This window comes from Rossellomorea vietnamensis (genome assembly GCF_008180415.1).
GTDB classification, from domain to species: domain Bacteria; phylum Bacillota; class Bacilli; order Bacillales; family Bacillaceae_B; genus Rossellomorea; species Rossellomorea vietnamensis_C.
Genome location: NZ_VTEI01000001.1, coordinates 272,776 through 293,745, shown reverse-complemented (window position 1 = coordinate 293,745; position 20,970 = coordinate 272,776). Strand labels below are relative to the sequence as shown.

20 protein-coding genes and 2 other annotated features are annotated in these 20,970 nt (G+C 42.4%); of the genes, 16 read left to right on the top strand and 4 right to left on the bottom strand.

Annotated features, from left to right (window positions below; all coding sequences use genetic code 11):
* The first annotated feature begins 8 nt into the window (after positions 1 to 8).
* From dnaI to thrS, 3 genes are all read left to right on the top strand, one after another.
* Positions 9 to 941, top strand: a complete 933-nt coding sequence (gene dnaI, locus FZC78_RS01380; protein ID WP_148937900.1) for a primosomal protein DnaI — start codon at positions 9 to 11, stop codon at positions 939 to 941.
* A 642-nt stretch (positions 942 to 1,583) separates the two neighbouring features.
* Complete coding sequence (gene ytxC, locus FZC78_RS01375; protein WP_148937899.1) at positions 1,584 to 2,444, top strand: sporulation protein YtxC; 861 nt, start codon at positions 1,584 to 1,586, stop codon at positions 2,442 to 2,444.
* Positions 2,445 to 3,004: 560 nt separating this feature from the next.
* Positions 3,005 to 4,936 carry a threonine--tRNA ligase gene (thrS, locus tag FZC78_RS01370; RefSeq protein ID WP_148937898.1) on the top strand — a complete coding sequence of 644 codons (1,932 nt, stop codon included), beginning with the start codon at positions 3,005 to 3,007 and terminating at the stop codon, positions 4,934 to 4,936.
* Between the two features lie 92 nt (positions 4,937 to 5,028).
* Here thrS and FZC78_RS01365 read toward each other — a convergent pair whose 3' ends face one another.
* The gene (locus tag FZC78_RS01365; RefSeq protein ID WP_187444758.1) at positions 5,029 to 5,505 is read right to left on the bottom strand and encodes a YusW family protein; all 477 of its coding nucleotides are present in this window, start codon (positions 5,503 to 5,505) and stop codon (positions 5,029 to 5,031) included.
* A gap of 190 nt (positions 5,506 to 5,695) precedes the next feature.
* Positions 5,696 to 5,829, top strand: a sequence feature (ribosomal protein L20 leader region).
* A gap of 107 nt (positions 5,830 to 5,936) precedes the next feature.
* On the opposite strand from FZC78_RS01365, the gene infC reads away from it, so the two are divergent.
* The 5 genes from infC to FZC78_RS01340 all read left to right on the top strand — a co-directional run bounded on the left by infC (position 5,937) and on the right by FZC78_RS01340 (position 8,879).
* Positions 5,937 to 6,440, top strand: a complete 504-nt coding sequence (infC, locus tag FZC78_RS01360) for a translation initiation factor IF-3 (RefSeq protein WP_113928485.1) — start codon at positions 5,937 to 5,939, stop codon at positions 6,438 to 6,440.
* Between the two features lie 21 nt (positions 6,441 to 6,461).
* Complete coding sequence (gene rpmI / locus FZC78_RS01355) at positions 6,462 to 6,659, top strand: 50S ribosomal protein L35 (RefSeq protein WP_113928486.1); 198 nt, start codon at positions 6,462 to 6,464, stop codon at positions 6,657 to 6,659.
* Between the two features lie 32 nt (positions 6,660 to 6,691).
* A complete protein-coding gene (rplT, locus tag FZC78_RS01350; protein ID WP_148937896.1) occupies positions 6,692 to 7,051 on the top strand; it encodes a 50S ribosomal protein L20 in 360 nt (119 codons plus the stop codon).
* 884 nt (positions 7,052 to 7,935) lie between these two features.
* Entirely contained in the window at positions 7,936 to 8,223 is a 288-nt protein-coding gene (locus tag FZC78_RS01345) for a DUF1294 domain-containing protein (protein ID WP_148937895.1), read from the top strand.
* 83 nt (positions 8,224 to 8,306) lie between these two features.
* Positions 8,307 to 8,879, top strand: coding sequence for a TVP38/TMEM64 family protein (locus tag FZC78_RS01340; protein WP_148937894.1), 573 nt, complete (start codon positions 8,307 to 8,309; stop codon positions 8,877 to 8,879).
* 51 nt (positions 8,880 to 8,930) lie between these two features.
* On the opposite strand, the gene FZC78_RS01335 is transcribed toward FZC78_RS01340, so the two are convergent.
* Positions 8,931 to 9,332: a sigma-w pathway protein ysdB gene (locus FZC78_RS01335; protein WP_187442640.1), complete on the bottom strand. Its 402-nt coding sequence runs from the start codon at positions 9,330 to 9,332 to the stop codon at positions 8,931 to 8,933.
* A 184-nt stretch (positions 9,333 to 9,516) separates the two neighbouring features.
* On the opposite strand from FZC78_RS01335, the gene FZC78_RS01330 reads away from it, so the two are divergent.
* Together FZC78_RS01330 and FZC78_RS01325 are read left to right on the top strand one after the other, a co-directional pair.
* On the top strand, positions 9,517 to 10,005 hold the full coding sequence (locus tag FZC78_RS01330; protein ID WP_148937893.1) for a dUTP diphosphatase: 489 nt from the start codon (positions 9,517 to 9,519) through the stop codon (positions 10,003 to 10,005).
* Positions 10,006 to 10,132: 127 nt separating this feature from the next.
* Positions 10,133 to 11,218: a M42 family metallopeptidase gene (locus tag FZC78_RS01325; protein ID WP_148937892.1), complete on the top strand. Its 1,086-nt coding sequence runs from the start codon at positions 10,133 to 10,135 to the stop codon at positions 11,216 to 11,218.
* Positions 11,219 to 11,780: 562 nt separating this feature from the next.
* On the opposite strand, the gene sspI is transcribed toward FZC78_RS01325, so the two are convergent.
* Positions 11,781 to 11,990 (bottom strand): small acid-soluble spore protein SspI, encoded by a 210-nt coding sequence (sspI, locus tag FZC78_RS01320; RefSeq protein ID WP_148937891.1) that lies wholly within the window; start codon positions 11,988 to 11,990, stop codon positions 11,781 to 11,783.
* A 161-nt stretch (positions 11,991 to 12,151) separates the two neighbouring features.
* Here sspI and FZC78_RS01315 point away from each other — a divergent pair, with 161 nt between their 5' ends.
* The 4 genes from FZC78_RS01315 to FZC78_RS01290 all read left to right on the top strand — a co-directional run bounded on the left by FZC78_RS01315 (position 12,152) and on the right by FZC78_RS01290 (position 18,497).
* The gene (locus FZC78_RS01315; protein WP_148937890.1) at positions 12,152 to 12,913 is read left to right on the top strand and encodes a TrmH family RNA methyltransferase; all 762 of its coding nucleotides are present in this window, start codon (positions 12,152 to 12,154) and stop codon (positions 12,911 to 12,913) included.
* A gap of 57 nt (positions 12,914 to 12,970) precedes the next feature.
* Positions 12,971 to 13,206 (top strand) — a binding site (T-box leader).
* 62 nt (positions 13,207 to 13,268) lie between these two features.
* Complete coding sequence (pheS, locus tag FZC78_RS01310) at positions 13,269 to 14,306, top strand: phenylalanine--tRNA ligase subunit alpha (RefSeq protein ID WP_148937889.1); 1,038 nt, start codon at positions 13,269 to 13,271, stop codon at positions 14,304 to 14,306.
* A 16-nt stretch (positions 14,307 to 14,322) separates the two neighbouring features.
* On the top strand, positions 14,323 to 16,740 hold the full coding sequence (gene pheT / locus FZC78_RS01305; protein ID WP_148937888.1) for a phenylalanine--tRNA ligase subunit beta: 2,418 nt from the start codon (positions 14,323 to 14,325) through the stop codon (positions 16,738 to 16,740).
* A gap of 791 nt (positions 16,741 to 17,531) precedes the next feature.
* Positions 17,532 to 18,497 (top strand): arsenic resistance protein, encoded by a 966-nt coding sequence (locus tag FZC78_RS01290; RefSeq protein ID WP_148937886.1) that lies wholly within the window; start codon positions 17,532 to 17,534, stop codon positions 18,495 to 18,497.
* Positions 18,498 to 18,612: 115 nt separating this feature from the next.
* Here the strand turns inward: FZC78_RS01290 and rnhC are convergent, their stop codons facing one another.
* Positions 18,613 to 19,539 (bottom strand): ribonuclease HIII, encoded by a 927-nt coding sequence (gene rnhC, locus FZC78_RS01285; protein WP_148938126.1) that lies wholly within the window; start codon positions 19,537 to 19,539, stop codon positions 18,613 to 18,615.
* 181 nt (positions 19,540 to 19,720) lie between these two features.
* Here rnhC and zapA point away from each other — a divergent pair, with 181 nt between their 5' ends.
* Together zapA and FZC78_RS01275 are read left to right on the top strand one after the other, a co-directional pair.
* Positions 19,721 to 19,981, top strand: a complete 261-nt coding sequence (zapA, locus tag FZC78_RS01280) for a cell division protein ZapA (protein ID WP_148937885.1) — start codon at positions 19,721 to 19,723, stop codon at positions 19,979 to 19,981.
* Positions 19,982 to 19,988: 7 nt separating this feature from the next.
* Positions 19,989 to 20,531 (top strand): CvpA family protein, encoded by a 543-nt coding sequence (locus FZC78_RS01275; RefSeq protein ID WP_148937884.1) that lies wholly within the window; start codon positions 19,989 to 19,991, stop codon positions 20,529 to 20,531.
* Positions 20,532 to 20,970 lie beyond the last annotated feature (439 nt).

Here is a 20,970-nt window from a genome sequence, read left to right as displayed (position 1 = left end):
GAAGAAGATTGGATTCGATCCAAAATTCCCTGAAAAAGCTTGCGGGCTCCCAAACCTTTAAAGAAAGATATGAAAAAATGAGGCAGGAGATCATGCAAGACGATTATGTAAAGCATTTTATTGAAAAGAACCAAGGTAAAGTCACTAAAACAATGGTGGATAACAGCATGATGAAGCTCTATGAATATATCTCACAGAGCAAACAGTGTGTGGATTGTCCAAGCCTCTCCGAATGTAAGAATATGATGAAAGGGTATGATCCCCATTTAGTCATAAGAGGAGAACTCATCGATATTGAGTATCATGTCTGCCCGCGCAAGGAAATGGATGATGAGAAGAGGAAGTCTGAGAAGCTGATTAAGAGCCTTTATGTACCCAGGGATATTCTTCAGGCGTCTTTCTCGACCATCGATCTTGATTCGCAAGGCAGACTGGAAGCGGTGGACCTCGCTAATGAATTTGTTGAAAGTTATGAAGCGGGGAGAAGCCAGAAGGGTTTATATTTTCACGGTAAGTTCGGAGTGGGGAAATCTTATCTGCTCGGTGCCATCGCTAATCAGCTTGCGGATAAAAAAATCTCCTCCCTGCTGGTCTACATGCCGGAGTTTGTGCGGGAGATGAAGCAGTCCCTCAATGATCATTCCATGGATGAAAAGCTGGATGCGGTTAAGAAAGCCCCTATCCTCATGCTGGATGACATCGGTGCAGAAACTATGTCAAGCTGGGTGAGGGACGAAATTCTGGGAACCATCCTGCAATTCAGAATGCTGGAAAACCTTCCAACCTTCTTCACCTCAAACTTTGATTACGAAGGCCTGAAACATCACCTTACGTATTCACAGCGCGGAGAAGAGGAAAAAATGAAAGCTGCGAGAATCATGGAGAGAATCAAGTACTTAACCAAGCCGGTCCTTCTTGATGGAATCAACCGAAGGCAGTAGCAGGATCAGAATAATATTAAGCTGATTTTTATATTATGGTTAACTAAATCACACCGAAAACGCAGAGGTTTTAACAGCCTCTGCGTTTTGATTATTAATGACAAGTTATGAAACTAAACCTGCAATAAAGAGGTAAATAACAAAGTGGGAAATTCAGCGAATACATTACGTCCGCTTTATTTTTTATCTCTTATGTCTTCTAAAATCTTTATTAAGCGATGGTTTTGATTTTCAATTGATTTCAACCTTTTTTCTATGATATTAGATGAGAAAAACACGATAAGTATAATGGCTATTCCGATAATTTCCAATCTGAATCCCCCAATGCCTTAAAATTGAACGCACACTCGGTTCTGAAGAACTTGAACGTTTACAACTAAAACAATCTCATAATTACCGCAGAAGATAAAGTCCTTAACAATAGATAAATAACCTGGCAAATCGTTATTACTTTCTGAGGTTGATTTCCACTAGTAAAAAAATACCTGATATCATGAGGAAACTACCGAAACTTTTATGAAAGAGATTAAATTTAAAAGTTAAGTTGGAAAAAGCTTGGTGAAAGTAAATAAGAGCACTTCTAATTTGTCCCAGCTCCCCATATATATAAAGCAGGGATTTGGCTTTAAAGGGGGGAGCGGATTGTTTGAGATTATCTTCAAACAAAACGGAGACGCTAAGAATCTCCAAAAGTTCTTTGAAAAAGAGTCGTGCAGCTCGCTGATTCACGAAACTCTTTTTCAGAATCAAGTGCATTATATTGTGTCAGTGGATAAGCAGAAGGATCATCAAGCCATTCTGGATGGTCTGTTCCATTTTATTATGAAAACAAAAAGGCTTGATTGGTCAGCCTTTATGTTGTCGGAATACTACCTATACAAAGATCCGCATGAGCAGGAACAAATTCTAATGGTCATTGATGAAATGCTCTCAGGCGAAAGGGACGAATTAACCAGCCTGATCGAGGAGTGGGATGAAACAGGTTTTCTAAAAAGTAATCTGGAGCCTTTATTGGAAGCAGAGGAACCTGTCCACTTTGATTCTTTAGTAAAGTTCCGATTGAAAGCTCTTTATGAAAGAACGGTTTTGTATGTAGAAAGGGCGATCGATGAATATAAGCTCGAACAGGACTATCAGATGTTCGTCCAAATGCTGAGAGACTACCTGGCAGGAAAAAACAACCAGGAGGAGTGCATTCATCTTTATTTTTCTAATTATGATCTGCTGTTTTTCAATGCTGCTCTAAAAGAGTTGAAACGAAATGAATTGTTCAGTCTCGTGGACAAGCGCCTCTTGACCAATCATCCTGTATATGTGGATTCCTATACCATTGCCCCATTGCTGTCCATGGCACCCAAACAGATTAATGTGTATTGCACCGATTCCGAAATCAAGCTCATTCGAACCATTCAAAACATATTCGAGGAGCGTGTAAGGATTCTGCCGCTATCCGCATTTTCAGGCAGTGTCCAACCCGAGATTCCCGATGCTGCAAATGAATAGCCCAAATTGCTGCCATACGCTTGATTTTCCTCATCTAACCGACTATAATAACCTACATATTAACTTCATATATCAAGGTTTTGATGAGGACAACAGTATTCAACACGGTTTACAGAGAGGGAAGCTTAGGCTGGAACTTCCCAACACGATTGAAGCACTGACCGCCTCTGAACTTCAACCATGAACACGATTGAGCGAAAACAATACAGAAATTCGCCGCAATCCCCGTCCCTGACGAACGAGAAGCAAGAAGTTCAAGGAGATGAGGGAGAGAGGACCGGAGCGTATCTTAATACGTGAGGATCCGAACGAGCGAAATCGACGCAGAAATTCGCCGCTTATCGTTCGTCAGTATTGGTTGACGGCAGCAGCCGTTATATGATCCGGAGTCATTTGTATTTCCTTTTTTTGAAAATACAAATGAGAAGTTGGGTGGAACCACGAGATGAAACTAACAAACCTCGTCCCTTCATTTTTGAAGGGATGGGGTTTTTTGTGTTTCTAAAATTTTTTTAAAACTCCCAGAGCACCAAACAATGCAAATAAGGAGGAACAACATTATGTCAGAGTCATTAAAAATTACATTTCCTGATGGAGCAGTGAAAGAGTTTCCTCGAGGAACGACAACTGAAGAAATCGCATCATCCATCAGCTCAGGCTTAAAGAAAAAAGCACTGGCAGGAAAAATCAATGGAAACTTGATCGATTTAAGAACACCGATTACAGAGGATGGACCGATTGAGATCGTTACCCCTGATCATGACGATGCTCTTGAAGTGCTGCGCCACAGTTCAGCGCACTTGATGGCACAGGCAGTGAAAAGGTTATATCCTGATGCTAAACTAGCAATTGGTCCTGTTATAGAAGGCGGCTTCTACTATGATATCGATTCAGAGCACGGCATTACATCTGAGGACCTTCCTAAAATTGAAAAAGAGATGAAAAAGATTTCTGAATCAAATATTGAGGTTGTCAGAAAAGATGTCAGCCGTGATGAAGCGCAAAAAATGTACGAAGACATCGGGGATGAGTATAAGCTTGAACTTCTGGAGGCCATCCCTGAAGGAGAGCAGGTTTCCATCTATGAGCAAGGTGACTTTTTTGACCTATGCCGAGGAATCCATGTTCCATCAACAGGGAAAATTAAAGAATTCAAACTGCTGAGCGTGGCAGGGGCTTACTGGCGCGGAAACAGCGATAACAAAATGCTGCAGCGTATTTACGGTACTGCTTTCTTCAATAAAGAAGATTTAAAAGAGCACTTGCGCCTGCTAGAAGAAGCAAAGGAACGTGACCACCGTAAAATCGGTAAAGAACTTAATTTGTTCATGAACTCACAGAAAGTCGGACAAGGCCTTCCAATGTGGCTGCCAAAAGGTGCGACAATCCGACGCATCATCGAGCGCTACATCGTCGATAAAGAAGAAAAACTGGGCTATGACCATGTGTATACTCCAGTGATGGGCAGCGTTGATCTGTATAAAACAAGCGGCCACTGGGATCATTATCAGGAAAATATGTTCCCTGTCATGGATATGGATAATGAACAATTGGTTCTTCGTCCGATGAACTGTCCGCATCATATGATGATTTACAAAAACAGCATCCACAGCTACCGTGAGCTTCCGATTCGTATCGCGGAACTCGGAACAATGCACCGTTATGAAATGTCCGGAGCTCTTTCTGGATTGCAGCGTGTAAGAGGAATGACTCTGAATGATGCCCATTTATTTGTGCGTCCAGATCAAATCAAAGAAGAGTTCAAGCGCGTTGTCCGTCTGGTCCTTGAGGTATATAAAGATTTCGACCTCAATGATTACTCCTTCAGACTCTCGTACCGTGATCCTCAGGATACAGAAAAGTATTTTGATGATGATCAAATGTGGGAGAGAGCGCAAGCAATGCTGAAAGAAGCAATGGATGAAATGGAAATTGACTATTTCGAAGCAGAGGGCGAAGCAGCATTCTACGGCCCTAAATTGGATGTCCAGGTGAAGACAGCTTTGGGCAAAGAGGAAACACTTTCAACTGTTCAGCTGGACTTCTTGCTTCCTGAGCGCTTTGACTTAACGTATATCGGAGAAGATGGCAAGCACCATCGTCCGGTTGTTATCCACCGCGGAGTCGTGTCAACAATGGAACGATTTGTCGCGTTCTTGATTGAAGAGTACAAGGGAGCGTTCCCAACTTGGCTGGCACCAGTACAGGTTCAGGTCATCCCTGTTTCTCCAGATGTACATTTCGATTATGCAAAAAAAGTTCAGGAAGACCTGCAGGCTAAAGGGCTGCGTGTAGAACTTGACAGCCGTGATGAAAAAATCGGCTACAAGATCCGTGAAGCGCAAATGAGCAAGACTCCATATATGCTTGTGGTCGGTGACAATGAAATTAAAGAAGAAGCCGTCAACGTTCGTAAGTATGGCGAGCAAAACTCAGAAACCATCTCACTTTCTGATTTCATCTCGAAAGTAACGGATGAAGTGAGTAGATAACACCATTAAAAAGGCCGTCTCCCTTCGAAGGAGACGGCCTTTTTGCTAATGGGCTATGAGTAAGGTTAAATGACCTGCATGATAGTCCATTATTATGAATTAGACGGGTTCTCGTAGGTAAAGTTCTTTTCTCCGCCCTCTGTAAAGTCGACCTCGAGTTCAATTCTTTCATAATCTTCTCTCAGTCCAAATGCATCAACAAGCTGTTGAGCTACTTCTTCATCAGGAGTATCTTCATCAAATTCCAACTCGCTGAAAGCAGGCTGGATGTCTCCAAACGCTACGCTGTCATCTGTAGTGTCGTATTCTTTATTGTTAATATTATCAGTAATATCGACGTCCTGGCCTTCTCCTTCTTTTTCATATTCAACTGCATAAGCATTTTCAAGGTCTTGATAATCTACTTTCATATCAAAATAATCGTACGCAATCACTGTATCAGCATCTTGGCCCTCTTCCGGATTTTGTACTTCCTCCTGGCTCTCATTTTGCCCTTCTTCTGAATCCTGGCAGGCGCCGAGCATGAGTGTTATTGAAAGTGCCGTACCGACGGTGAATAATTTTTTCATAAAAAACACTCCTTTGAAGTTTCTGCTACTATTCTTTAGCCCCAAAAATGACTTTTCAAACATTTTTGCAGAAAAGCTATTGCGTTCTGGGCAGACTTTTGATAAGATAAATCTTGTTGCAAAAGAAAGCGATCATTTGACAGTGTAAGACTGATTATGATATAGTAACTAAGGTAATTGAATACAGTTTGCGGTAAAGAAGGAGCTACCCGCTTCTCACCTGATTGACGCACTAGGCAGTTGGCAGGTTTTACGAAATGTACTTTATGACGTTTACGTCTTATAATGCGGGTGTGCTTTTGCCACCGGCATTTTTTTATGGCTTAAAACCAACATACATTCTTGCCCTGCAGCTATTTGCTCAATGCTGATCTTGACCCAAACACAGTATTCTTAATTAACCTTGGAGGTGGCTGACTATTAGCAAAGACATGTTCGTTAACGAAGGCATACGCGCTCGTGAAATCCGTTTGATTGACCAAAATGGAGAGCAGCTTGGAATTAAATCCAAAAATGAAGCATTAGAAATCGCTGGACGTGTGAATCTTGATCTTGTATTGGTTGCTCCGAATGCAAAACCGCCAGTGGGCCGTATCATGGACCATGGTAAGTATAAGTTCGAGCAGCAGAAAAAAGAGAAAGAAGCTCGCAAAAACCAGAAAATCATTAATTTGAAAGAGGTTCGTCTGAGCCCCGGTATCGAAGAACATGATTTTAACACGAAGCTTCGCAATGCTCGCAAGTTCCTTGAAAAAGGAGATAAAGTAAAAGCTTCTATCCGCTTTAAAGGCCGTGCCATTACTCATAAAGAAATCGGCCAACGCGTACTGGATCGTTTCTCTGAAGCATGTAAAGATCTTTCTACAGTAGAATCGAAGCCAAAGATGGAAGGACGCAGTATGTTCTTAGTTTTAGCACCTATTAATGAAAAGTAATGGATCGAGGAGGAATTTCACATGCCAAAAATGAAAACTCACCGCGGCTCAGCTAAGCGTTTTAAGAAGACAGGTTCTGGAAAATTGAAACGCTCTCATGCTTATACAAGCCATTTATTCGCTAACAAATCTACGAAGCAAAAGCGTAAGCTACGTAAAGGCGCTGTAGTTTCTAAAGGTGATTTCAAACGCATTCGTCACATGCTTGACAACTTATAATATCGAAGATTTAACACTAGGAGGGAAATTATATGCCACGTGTAAAAGGCGGTACAGTAACACGCAGACGTCGCAAAAGAGTTCTTAAATTAGCAAAAGGTTTTTACGGTTCAAAACATACATTATACAAAGTAGCTAACCAGCAGGTTATGAAATCTTATATGTATGCTTACCGCGATCGTCGCCAGAAAAAGCGCGACTTCCGTAAGCTTTGGATCACTCGTATCAATGCAGCTGCACGCATGAACGGTCTTTCTTACAGCCGCATGATGCATGGTCTTAAACTTGCAGGTATCGAAGTGAACCGCAAAATGCTTGCTGAGCTTGCTGTTAACGACGAACAAGCATTTGCTCAATTAGCAGAAGCTGCAAAATCTCAAAACAACAAGTAATTTACTTTATAAAAGCCATTCTCTTTGGAGGATGGCTTTTTTGTATTGTTGAGCTCTTCCAACTAGTGGGGAACTGAACTAGTTAATTTCTATATAAAATGTGAAAAGGTACAGCTAGTCCCACGGAAATCATATGTCTGCAGCGATGATTCCTCTCAGAAAAGTAACATGACATTTAAGAGTAATGGATCTCCACTCCAGGCGTACGACTCCGCGGGGCGGGCGTTGAGCCTCCTCGGCTGCGCCTGCGGGGTCTCACCTGTCCCGCTAGTCCCGCAGGAGGTCGGACGCCTTCCGCTCCAATCCTTCTACCAAATAGGAGGAGGATAAACTTTACAAAAAACAGCCATTAAAAGATAGTTACTCTTATAACAACCGCAATTCCTTTCTAAAGCAATAATTTCTTAGAAAACAGTCTGTAGAAAAAGTGAAATTAAAGTCTTGTTCCTAATTGACTAACCTGCGGAAAAATAAGGGAAGATTATACAGTTAATTGCAGGTTGGAACTGATTTTGTCCGTAAATAGGGGAAGTTTTTTCCCTTATTGAAAGAAAAAGAACCTATTTTTAGTGTTTTGAGTGAGATAAGGGACATTTCTTCCTCTATTTAAGCTATTTTCTATGCAATTATTAAAATAAGGGAATTCTTTTCCTCTATTAATAAAATCAATGTACCTAATCTCATCGCTTGATCGCTAAGAGCAATCTTACAGTGCGAGATTCGCTTAAGCATCCAGCTGAGGAAAGCTGCCTTTCCCTTCCAACAGGTTATTCGCTTGAAAACCAGAATACCAGGTAATCATTCATCTGTTGTTGCGGCAGGACATCCTTCCTTTATAATTAAATTAGTATAATCAAGAAAAACTTGAAAAGAGGCATCTGCGTATGAATACTGCACTCATTCTATTAATCACGTATTTTATCATTATAAACCTTATGGGATTTATGATTATGGGAAATGATAAAACAAGAGCGAAAAAACAACAGTACAGAATTAAAGAGAGCACAATCTGGAAGGCGGCCTTCCTTGGAGGTGCTGCCGGCTGTTTCGCGGGGATGAGAGTGTTCAGGCATAAGACGAAACATAAAGTTTTTAAATATGGTCTTCCTGCGTTGTCTGTTGGGCAGCTGATCAGTTATTCAGCCCTTGCGTTTGTCTTTTACCAAGGATAGAAATGCGCTGGGATAAGATGTCTTGTTCTAACAGCTCGTACCATTGTATATGCTGTAGTAACATGTAGAAAAGAGGTGGGGGCATGGATGATAGATATGCCTTTGTGTTTACTTTTATTGAAGCAAGCGGTTGGCTGGCTCCCCTCGCATTCATTTTATTTCATATCGTCAGGCAATTTATTTTTATACCTGTGGTCCTGGTTTGTATTGTCGGAGGCATCCTATTTGGCAGTGTTTTTGGCACTTTGTATTCCCTGGCTGGATTAACCTTGCTGTCAGCAGGCTCTTATTTTATATTGAAAATGTTTCCCGGTTTGAATCAAAAGCTGTTAAATCTTAAACAAAAGTGGTTTGGGCAGGGGGCGGTTCTGACAGTCGGGCAGATTGCGGTTTTGAGGCTTGTGCCTTTTGTTCATTATCAACTTTTGAATGTTTGTTTGATGGAAAGAAGGCCGGCGCTGGGGGACTATTTGAAAAGTTCTTTTCTGGCAAACCTGCCCCTGGCGTTCTTTTATACCGTGTTTGGTGAATTCATTTCCGAGTTTACTCCCGGGATTATCGCGATGATTCTATTGGGGTTGTGTCTGCTGTTTTATACCTTGAGGGAAAAAGTAAAAGTGATCAAGTGGAGGGAGTTCTTTCATCAGCCGTCATAAAATTATAGTTTTAGAGAAGAGCCTAACAAAAAACAGGAGCCGGGGGAATGCTCATTCCATTTCCGGTTCCTGTTTTTTGTTAATAAACTCTTTTAAAGGACTTTTCCAGTCAATCGAGGCATTCGGGTACCTCTCCAATATTTCTGTTTCCACATATTTCAGGTCTTCATAGCTGATTCCTTTTAAAAGGTTGGCATTTTCAACCCAAACAAAAATAGAAACAACCTCAAAGGCGCGTTCTGTAGTACCCAGGTACTTCTCTCCCTGAAATAAAACACCTTTATAAGTGACCAGGAAGTTTTTCCTGACATTTTCTTGATCGTCGAGGAAGTAGAATTTCTTCTGTTCCGAAGCTAATTCCAGCTTGCGCTTTGGATTCACAACGTATTTAAAAGCGCGGTATAATAGATAAATAATAAGTAAAAAGACCAAAATCCTAATGAGTATCAGCATCGTTTAACCCTCCAGACAATCACACTGCATAGTACATCCATTTCTCTCTACGATTGAGCCGGAAAAAAGTTTCATTTAAATTGAAAAAAAGTTATTTTTTTTTAGCAGACTGCACAGTATGGTATAGTTTTCGGGGCTGAAGAAGGATTTTATGAGGGTACTTTAAGAAAGGAAGAGGATAATCATGAATATTAATGAGTTATTTCAAATGCAGAAAGCACTGGATACATATATTGAAAAGGAACACGGGCTGGAAGAAGAGGACTTGTTTCAAGAAAAAACGCTGGCTCTCCTGGTGGAGATCGGGGAGTTGGCCAATGAAACAAGGTGTTTTAAATTTTGGAGCAAAAAATCTCCTTCAGAAAAGGATGTCATTCTTGAAGAATTTGTAGATGGCGTCCATTTCATTTTATCTTTGGGAATTGCGCTTGGCATCAAAAATTTCAAGCTCCGGGATGCGAGCTACAGGGATGCCAGTCTTACAGAGCAGTTCCTTAATGTGTATCATTCCATCAATGATTTTACGTCCAAAAGATCAGTGACCGAGTATGACCAGCTTGTGCATCAATACTTTTATTTAGGGGAATCTCTTGGTTTTTCCCATGAGGAAGTAGTACAGGCTTATAAACAGAAGAATGAAGTGAACTACAGGCGCCAGGAACAAGGGTACTGAATGGATATTATTTGCTGATAGAGGAAATCTAACGGTAGCTGCCGTTTAATATGCAAATTTTTTGAATAAATTCTGATAATTTGTTATTATATTCAGTGGTACATAAAATCATTAGGGGGTCGAAATAATGGCGAAACTAGACGAAACACTAAGCATGCTGAAAGATCTAACAGATGCTAAAGGTGTGCCAGGTAATGAGCGCGAAGCAAGAGAAGTAATGAAGAAATACATAGAGCCTTTCGCGGATGAAATCACAACTGATAATCTTGGAAGCTTGATCGCTAAGAAAGTCGGCGATGAAAACGGTCCAAAAATCATGGTAGCCGGCCATCTTGATGAAGTTGGATTCATGATTACTCAAATTGATGACAAAGGCTTCCTTCGTTTTCAAACAGTCGGCGGCTGGTGGTCACAGGTGATGCTTGCCCAGCGTGTGACAATCGTTACAAACAAAGGGGACATCACAGGGGTAATCGGTTCAAAGCCGCCTCACATCCTGCCTCCGGAAGCACGCAAAAAGCCGGTTGATATCAAAGACATGTTCATCGATATCGGCGCTTCAAGCCGTGATGAAGCACAAGAGTGGGGCGTTAAGCCTGGTGACATGGTTGTTCCTTACTTTGAATTCACTGTAATGAACAATGAAAAAATGCTATTAGCTAAAGCTTGGGATAACCGTATCGGCTGTGCGATTGCCATTGATGTCCTTAAAGGATTAAAAGGCGAAAACCATCCAAACGTCGTATACGGTGTTGGAACAGTGCAAGAAGAAGTCGGCCTTCGCGGCGCAAGAACTTCTGCTTCTAAAATCAAGCCGGACATCGCATTTGGTGTCGATGTCGGAATCGCCGGAGATACTCCTGGCGTTTCTGAAAAAGAAGCACAAAGCAAAATGGGTGAAGGCCCGCAGATCATTCTTTATGATGCATCCATGGTTTCACACAAAGGTCTTCGTGACTTTGTTACGGATATTGCAGATGAAAACAACATCCCTTACCAGTTCGATGCGATTGCAGGCGGCGGAACCGATTCAGGTGCTATCCATTTGACGGCAAATGGTGTTCCTGCACTTTCCATCACGATTGCAACACGCTACATTCACTCTCATGCAGCGATGCTTCACCGTGATGACTACGAAAATGCAGTGAAACTAATCACTGAAGTCATCAAGCGTCTTGATAAAGACACTGTTGCTAAAATTACGTTTGATTGATTTGTTGAAAAAGAGACCTTTTGAGGGTCTCTTTTTTTGTTGTGTTTCTAATTGATTTTACTGAGGCTGCTGAGGTATGGGACAAATCGTCATTAATGCAGGGATGAATAATAAATGATAGATGAGAGGTATGAATTTACGTTGGCGATAGAGCTTTCTCGGTTTCGGCCCGGGAATTCCTCTTCCAGGCCGTTAACCGTAAAAAAAGCGAAACTCAATGGCCCGCAAATCCCGCTTCCGGGCCGTTAACTATCAAAAAAGAGAATCTCAATGGTCCGCAAATCCCGTTTCCGGGCCGTTATCCATCAAAGAAGCAAATCTCAATGGCCCGCAAATACGGTTACCGGGCCGTTATCCATCAAAGAAGCAAATCTCAATGGCCCGCAAATCCCGCTTCCGGGCCGTTAACTATCAAAAAAGTGAATCTCAATGTCCCGCAAATCTCATCCTAATCCATCTTATAAAACGGACTCACGCTGGCCCTCTGTATTCAATCAAGCTTACCCAAAAGCACCCCAGCCAAGCCAACCAAAAAAACGGATGCACAATGCATCCGTCTTAATCAACCCTTCAAGCCTTCTTCAATTGTTTCCAGCAGCATTTTCTGCTCTTGTGGATCTGCCGTATTCCAAAACACTTCCATAAGAACGCCAAGTCCAGGAAGTGTCTTTTCTTCACCGCCCTGGATAGCGTCAACAATCGTATCTTTTAACTGATCCTGATTATTTCCTGAAACATTATGGATGATCGCATTTCGTAAGTTCAATCCCATTTTAAAACGCTCCTTTACCCTGAAATTAGTGCTTTCTTGGTTATCTTCTCCCACTTCCCGTTTATTATGTACGAAATGTGAGGTATAATGTAAATTCGAAAGCGGCATAAAGATAAGGTACACAGATCAGCCGCCAAACTGTTCACAAGGAGACACAAACTGTGAAATATGTTCAATCTGCTAAAAATCCACAGGTGAAGCAGTGGAAGAAGCTGCATACAAAGAAAGAGCGCGACCGCTCTGGTACATATATGGTTGAAGGTTTCCATCTGGTTGAGGAAGCCCTTAAATACGATGAAGTTGTTCAAGAGGTGCTGGTGAAAGAAGGAATTGATCTTCCCTCCGCTTGGAATCTTGACTCTGTTTCGGTCACTCAGCTGTCTGAAGATGCTGCCAAAGCAGTCTCGGCTACTGAAACCAGTCAGGGAGTTTTTGCGGTTTGCTATCAGCCCGAAACAAAGGAAGGCGAGTTGAAAGGCAGAGCCTTCTTGATGCTTGATGAAGTACAGGATCCGGGAAATCTCGGAACCATCATCCGCACTGCAGACGCAGCCGGCATCGATATGATTATCCTTGGGGAAGGTACTGCGGACCTGTATAACCCGAAAGTTCTTCGTTCAGCGCAGGGAAGCCATTTTCACCTTCCGATTATAAAAGGCGATCTGCCGGACTGGATAGACTCTTTGAAAAATGAGGGAGTTCCGGTATATGGAACCGCATTGGAGAACAGTGTGGAATACCATACTGTATCAAGCGAAGAGTCATTCGCCCTTATCCTGGGGAATGAAGGCAATGGCGTATCTCCATCCATTCTGGGCTCCACTGACCAGAACCTTTATGTACCGATTTACGGCAAGAGCGAATCATTGAATGTGGCTATTGCAGCAGGGATTCTAATGTATCACTTGAAAAAGGCGCAGTAATTTTTGAAAAAGGTTTGAAATCAGCTGAAATGTTTTCTATAATGAATGCACATATGTAAAAAAACAATGATAGAGAAAAGTAGCGTGATGTAACCATTTCAGGGAAAGAGTACCGTGACTGAAAGTGCTCTTATGGACACCACCGCGAACGTTCACCTCTTGAGTTGGCATCGGGACCGTTTCTTCAGGAAACCGAAAGATGCCCCGGCGACAAGCCGTTATCCCAATGAAGAGAGCACAGGCTTGCTGTGTGTTAATAAGGGTGGTACCGCGACGATAACCTCGTCCCTTGATTGGGAAGAGGTTTTTTTGTTGTTTAAATAAAATGCCAAAATTAGCTAAGGAGGCCATTTGCATGGAAGCAAAACTAAAGCAGTTGCAAGACGAAGCTCTTCAACAAATCGAAGCAGCAGAAGGGCTTAAAGAGCTCAACGACATCCGGGTTGCTTATCTCGGAAAGAAAGGCCCTATCACGGAAGTGTTAAGAGGAATGGGCAAGCTTTCTGCTGAGGAACGCCCAAAAATGGGAGCCCTCGCCAATGATGTTCGAGCGGCCATCACAGAACGTCTGGAAGAGAAAAATGAAAAACTTGAAAAAGAGGCGGTCAATAAAAAACTTGCATCAGAAACGATTGATGTCACCCTGCCTGGCAGACCGGTCAAAAAAGGAAGCAAACACCCGCTGACGAAAATTGTGGAAGAAATCGAGGATCTGTTCATCGGAATGGGTTACAGCATTGCGGAAGGACCGGAAGTTGAAACCGACTTTTACAATTTCGAAGCATTGAATCTTCCAAAGGGACATCCGGCAAGAGATATGCAGGACTCTTTCTATATCACAGAGGAGACCTTACTTAGGACCCACACTTCACCGGTACAGGCAAGGACGATGGAGAAGCATGAAGGAAAAGGCCCTGTTAAAGTGATCTGCCCCGGGAAAGTGTACCGCCGCGATAATGATGACGCGACCCACTCTCATCAATTCATGCAGATTGAAGGACTTGTCATCGGTGAAAACATCCGCATGAGCGACCTGAAAGGAACTCTGCAGGTGTTTGCGAAAAAAATGTTCGGTGAAGACAGGGAAATCCGTCTTCGTCCAAGCTTTTTCCCTTTCACAGAGCCTTCTGTAGAAATGGATATCACATGTAAGATCTGCGGCGGTAAAGGCTGCAGTGTATGTAAAGGCACTGGCTGGATTGAAATTCTTGGAGGCGGAATGGTTCATCCAAATGTACTTGAGATGTCCGGATTCGACTCTAAGAAGTACACAGGATTCGCTTTTGGTATGGGACCAGAGCGTATTGCGATGCTGAAATACGGAATTGATGATATCCGTCACTTCTATACAGATGATGTTCGTTTCTTAAAACAATTTCAAACCCAGGAATAATTAAGGAGGCAGGAAAATGTTTGTTTCATATAAATGGCTGCAGGATTATGTCGATCTTTCCGGTGTAACCCCTGAAGAGCTTGCTGAAAAAATCACCCGCAGCGGAATTGAAGTCGAGGGTGTCGAGGTAATTGGAAAAGAAATCAAGAATGTTGTGGTTGGGCACGTATTGGAATGCGAGCCTCATCCGGATGCAGATAAATTAAATAGATGCCAAGTCGATGTCGGAGATGAAGAACCTGTTCAAATCATCTGCGGTGCGCCTAATGTAGCAAAAGGCCAAAAGGTTCCGGTTGCAAAGGTAGGAGCTGTCCTGCCGGGCAATTTTAAAATCAAAAAAGCGAAGCTCCGCGGACAGCAGTCTAACGGAATGATCTGTTCTTTGCAGGAGCTTGGTGTTGAAGGCAAGCTTGTTCCTAAAGAGCACGCTGAAGGTATTTATGTGTTCGCACAAGAGACGGAAGTCGGGGCGGATGCTGTGGCAGAACTGAACTTGGACGATGCGATTCTGGAACTTGGATTAACGCCAAATAGATCAGATGCACTAAGTATGCTGGGAGTAGCTTATGAGGTAGCAGCAATTCTTGGCCGTTCAGTGAAAAAACCTGAAATTGATACTGCGGTATCATCTGAAAAAGCAGAAAATTATATTACGTTAAATGTAGAAGCAGCAGAAGATAATCCGCTTTATGTAGCAAAAGTAGTCAAAAACATCAAAATCGGCCCTTCTCCAATGTGGATGCAAAACCGTCTGATTGCTTCAGGTATCCGTCCTCATAACAATGTCGTCGATATTACTAACTACATTCTGTTGGAATACGGCCAGCCGCTTCATGCGTTTGATTATGACCGTCTTGGTTCCAAGGAAATCCTTGTACGAAAAGCGAAACAGGATGAAGTGATTGTCACTTTGGATGATGAAGAAAGAAAGCTGAATGAAAACCACTTAGTGATCACCAACGGAACAGAGCCAATCGCACTAGCCGGTGTAATGGGCGGCGCGAACTCTGAAGTGGGCCAGGAAACAACGACAGTATTACTGGAATCTGCTTACTTTGCAGGCGGAACGGTTAGGACTGCTTCGAAAGACCACGGTCTTAGAAGCGAAGCGAGCACGCGCTATGAAAAGGGAGTCGATCCAAACCGGGTTAGAGAAGCGGCGGAAAGAGCCGTTTCATTGATGGCAGAATATGCAGGCGGGGACGTACTGGAAGGCTCCGTCACAGTAGATAATCTGAAGGTGGAGCCGGCAGTTGTAACGATTACCCTGGATAAAATCAACTCAGTGCTTGGAACCGAAATCAGTGCCGGGGAAGTGGAAAATATCTTTACCCGCCTTGGATTTGAAACAGCTGTTAACCGTGAAGAATTCCAAGTTACGGTTCCGACACGAAGAGGGGATATCACCATTCCTGAAGATCTGCTTGAAGAAGTGGCAAGATTGTATGGATACGATAACCTGCCATTGACCCTCCCTGAAGGAGATGCGACAGCAGGAAGCCTGACTTCATTCCAAATCAAGCGCCGTGCTACTCGCAGCAACCTGGAAGGCTCCGGTTTGCAGCAAGCTATCACTTACTCTCTGACTAATGATGCAAAAGCAGGTCAGTATGCCATCGATAAGCGCGAACCGATCCGCCTGATCATGCCTATGAGTGAAGAGCGCAGCAACCTGCGTCTGAGTATCATCCCGCAATTGCTTGAAGTGCTGTCTTACAATACAGCCCGCCAAAATGATAGTCTTGCTTTTTATGAAACAGGATCTGTATTCCTGAAAGAAGAGGGGCAGGAGCTTCCTTCTGAACATGAGCATATTGCCGGTGCTGTCACTGGATTATGGAACAGCCATCCATGGCAGGGTGAAAAGAAGCTTGTTGATTTCTTCGTTGTAAAAGGAATTCTTCAAGGCCTCTTCGAAGAATTGGGTGTTTCTGAGCATATCAGGTTCCGCCAAGCGGAAGAACTGGATGGCATGCATCCTGGGCGAACAGCGGAAATCCTTTTAGACGAAAAGGTTATCGGGTTCGCTGGACAGGTGCATCCTCAGGTCCAAAAAGATATGGATTTGAATGAAACCTATGTATTCGAAATCGAAGCGGCACCTCTATACAACTTTAATTTACCGGCATTGCAGTATTCACCGATTCCTAGATACCCATCGATTTCAAGAGATATTGCTCTTGTAGTTCAGCAGGATATCAAAGCAGGCGAGCTGCAGTCCATCATCAAAGAAGCGGGCGGCAAGCTGCTGAAAGAAGTTTCCGTCTTTGACTTGTATCAAGGTGAGCATATGGAACCTGGCAAGAAATCTCTTGCGTATTCACTGAAATACTTTGATCCATCCCGAACATTGACTGACGATGAAGTCGTTAAAGCGCACAACAAAGTTTTGGATGCTGTTAAAGAAAAAGCCGGGGCTGAGCTGAGAGGCTAATAAGCCAGGGCAGAATTGAATAGGTTCAGTATTGTTACTGCTGCCATAGAGAAACGCTCCGAGTGTGAAGCCTCGGAGCGTTTTTCTCTTATCTTATATACTGGGGGCTTGCAACCCTATGTAAAAATAACTTGCAATTTTTGTGATAGGCTGTTTTCGCAAAGATTGTGGTTTTTGAGAAATAATGGATTTCCGCTCCAGGCACACGACTCCGCGGGGCGGGCGGTGAGCCTCCTCGGCTGCGCCTGTATAAAAAGTGGAAGTGCCTTGGTCAGCTCCGACAGGCAAATGTTCTCAAGAGAAAAAAGGCGATCTTTCCTTTTATTCTCTTGAGGTTATTTGACCCCGAGGGGCTAGGAGCTGGAACTAGATTACGGGTCTCACCTGTCCCGCTAGTCCCGCAGGAGATCGTACGCCTGCAGCGAAGATCCTCCTGCGGCAATTGGAGTGAAGGCGAATTCACATTCTAATGTAATATTTATTTAGAAAAAGTCTATAAAAGGAGGTTTTCTCATTTTTTATTTTCAGGAAACTCCCAATGACAGGATTTCCCGCAGATACTAGGTTTTTTCTCTCTAAACTGTAGAGCAGCTCTTTTCTTCTTGCTCACCAGAATATTTTGGTAAAGGATTTTTAACGAAGTTCATATAAATTAGCAACAAAGTTTATGAAAAGAGCTTTGATAAAATTAAGTTCAGCGTTCTCCGAGTATGGGTCATAGAGCATCTATTCAAATTGACGCTGTGTTATAATTTTAAAAAAATATACAGCAGGTTGGGTTGTGAGTCACTATGAACTTATTTGAAAAATTGTATACCATCATTATTTTCTCAGCAGTGATCATTGGCATAGCAATAGGGCAAGTGGAGTTTGTAAGGGCTTATGCAGAAAGTTTCATCGTTCCTTTGTTAGTTGTCATGCTCTATATCACTTTCTTGCAAATTCCTTTAGAGGAGATAAAGAAAGCTTTTAAAAATAGAAAGTTTACCTTTACATCAGTTCTTATCAATTTTGTCTGGACCCCTCTGCTGGCGTGGATACTGGCGTTGGTCTTTTTAGATGGGCAGACTCCTTTATACATAGGCTTCATTATGCTGATGGTCACACCCTGTACGGATTGGTATTTAATTTTTACGGGTATTGCAAAAGGCAATGTGGCACTCTCTGCTGCCATCCTGCCATTGAATTTGATCCTGCAGGTACTGCTGCTGCCGATTTATCTTCTTATTTTTGAGGGAACCACCGGTGTCATCGAGATGCAATTTCTAGTGGAGAGCATTCTTCTGATTTTAATTCTTCCTTTATTTTTAGCAGTTTTAACTAATTCCCTTTTGAAAAACAGACAAGAATGGAGGGAATATCTTATAACCAAACTGGCCGTATTTCCGGTGCTCTTCTTGAGTTTGGCCATTACTGCTATGTTTGCATCAAAAGGGGGACTGCTTCTGGATAATTTAAGTTTAATATGGAAAATTTTCATTCCGGTTATGTTATTCTTTATTATTAATTTTTTTGTGGGACAAAAAATTGGAAGAGTTATGGGATTCTCTTCCTCTGACAGAATCAGTTTAAGCTTGACGACCTTAGCTAGAAACTCGCCTATTGCTTTAGCGATTGCGATGACCGCCTTCCCGGACGAACCGTTAATCGCATTGACTTTAGTAATCGGTCCGTTATTAGAATTGCCAATTCTGGCAGTCGCAGCACAAGTATTATTGTTGTTGGGGCGGAATAGTAAAGGAACACAAAGTCTTTAAGCATCTAACTGAAATTTTTAGTATAAAAAGCAGTCCAATCTATTCTGATTGGACTGCTTGCAGTTGTGTTTTTTATTGATTCCCATTATATTTTACTGTCTAAGTAGCAAAGGCCTCAATGCCTGGCAAGCTTTTGCGCCTTATCACTATTGGCGAAATGCCACTTTGTGATTTTTTTCAGTTCGTCAGCACCGGATTGGCGGATGATTTTGGCGGCAGCGACATCAACTTGCTTTCCGGCACCCTTTGGAATTTGGAATCCTGCAGCTGCGCTGAGTTTATCCATCTCTTTCACAAAAGCATATCGAGCCAGTATGGAAGCAGCGGCTACGGATAGGTGAATGCTTTCACCTTTTGTACTGAAGAGTACATTTTCCCTGTGGATTTCCTTTTGGCCAGCAAGGTATTTGTAATAAGTGTTTTCTTCTGCAAACTGGTCTATCAAAATAGCTTCAGGCTTCTCCGGCTCTATTTTTTTAAGCAGATTCAGGATTGCCCTGTTGTGAAGCAAGGCTTTGATTTTTCCTTGAGACATCCCCTTTTCCTGGAGGTCATTATATTTTTCGTTATGACAAATGAGGAGGCTGTATGGAACGACAGAAAGCAGATCTTTCGCAATGGCTATGATTTTGTCATCGGTCAGATTCTTGGAATCACGGACGCCAAGCTCCTTCAAGAGTGCTATTTGTTCTTTTTTTACATAAGCGGCAACCACTGTGATGGGGCCGAAGAAGTCTCCTGTTCCGACTTCATCCGACCCAAGGATCGACATATCCGCGATATTCGCTGGAAGCTTGGGATTCGTTTTTGGTTTGCCGCTTTTGGCAGGGGCTGTTTCCGTGGAGCCCCACCTGCCTGCTTCTTCCTGGCCGCTTCCTCCTTGAAAAAGAACTTTTCCTGACCGGTAAGCTGTAATGGTGCATCCCGGTACTTTTGCAGTGAAAACCGACCCTGGGGGCAGTTTGCTTTGCAAATTGTTTTTATAATATGTTTTCATTTCATTGATTTTTGATGTGGAGCATTGTAAAACAGTGTTTGCCACGTAGCCCATTCCCTTCTCCAGAAAAGTATTTCATATGTAAGGTTGAACTTAAATCATATCAAACTTTGGCTGCTTTTAGAATTGCGAACAAAATTAGACGTAAAATGACATTTTCTTTCCCATATTAATTACATTCATGTTATGATAATGTTTAGGATTCTTATGATGGGGGGCTTTCGTGTTGTCTCAAGAACAAAAAAACCGTACAACTGTGGATATATATGGGACGCAATATGTTATTGTCGGTACTGAATCTACCAGCCATATCCGTCAGGTTGCTTCCTTGGTCGACGAAAAAATGAGAGAGATCAGCTCCATGAATTCTTCCCTGGATAAGAGCAAGCTTGCCGTACTCACTGCGGTGAACACGCTTCATGACAACATTAAGCTGAAAGAGTACTGCGAAAGTCTGGAAGAAGAATTAAAAAAATTAAAGGATTGAAAATATTATGCTTGATTTAGCACTATTGATTATCCTCGTTTTCGGATTCTTTGTCGGATTGAGGAGAGGGTTTATCCTTCAGCTTGTACATATGACAGGTTTTATCATTTCATTTATCATTGCTTATATCTACTACGATCAGCTGGCACCAAAATTAACGTTATGGATTCCCTTTCCGATGCTGGATGAAGAATCTACATTAAATATGCTTTTTGAAGCAACGAATCTGGACCAGTCTTATTATCGGGTCATTGCCTTTGCTATTATCTTTTTTGCTGTCCGGATTGTATTTCAAATCCTCGGATCCATGCTTGATTTTGTTGCGCACCTGCCGATCCTGAAACAATTGAATGTTTTGGGCGGGGGAATATTGGGTTTCATAGAAACCTATATTGTTGTTTTTATTTTATTATACATCGCGGCAATGCTGCCGATTTCCATGATTCAGACACTGTTGAATGATTCTGTACTTGCTGAATTCATGATAACCAATACACCGTTTTTATCCGACCAGGTTCAGGAATGGTGGATCCATTACGTATCAGAATAATTCTTTCTTTAGGGCTGGCCGGCTTGACCCGGCTGGTCCTTCTTTGTGTCTTTCCGGTGCTGAAATTAGTGTGATAACATTTCGGAGGAATATGACAACACCTGAAAAAGAGCTAAGTAATGCGGCTGAAAAGGTAACATACTGTAAGTTGATAGGGGATTAAGGGCTGAGGAGCATGCTTAGCAGGGAAATAGGCTGATTAGGGGCTAACGCTATATTAAAAGGTGGGATCTTGGAATTAACATAGGGATTAGAGGCTAAATTCTAATAGGGGACCCAGGAGTTAGTAGTGTGATTAAGAGCTAAACACTATACTAAAAGGGGGGAACCCAGGAGTTAGTAGTGTGATTAAGGGCTAAACACTATACTAAAAGTGGGAATCCTGGAGTTAGTAGTGTGATTAAGAGCTAAACACTATACTAAAAGGGGGGAACCCAGG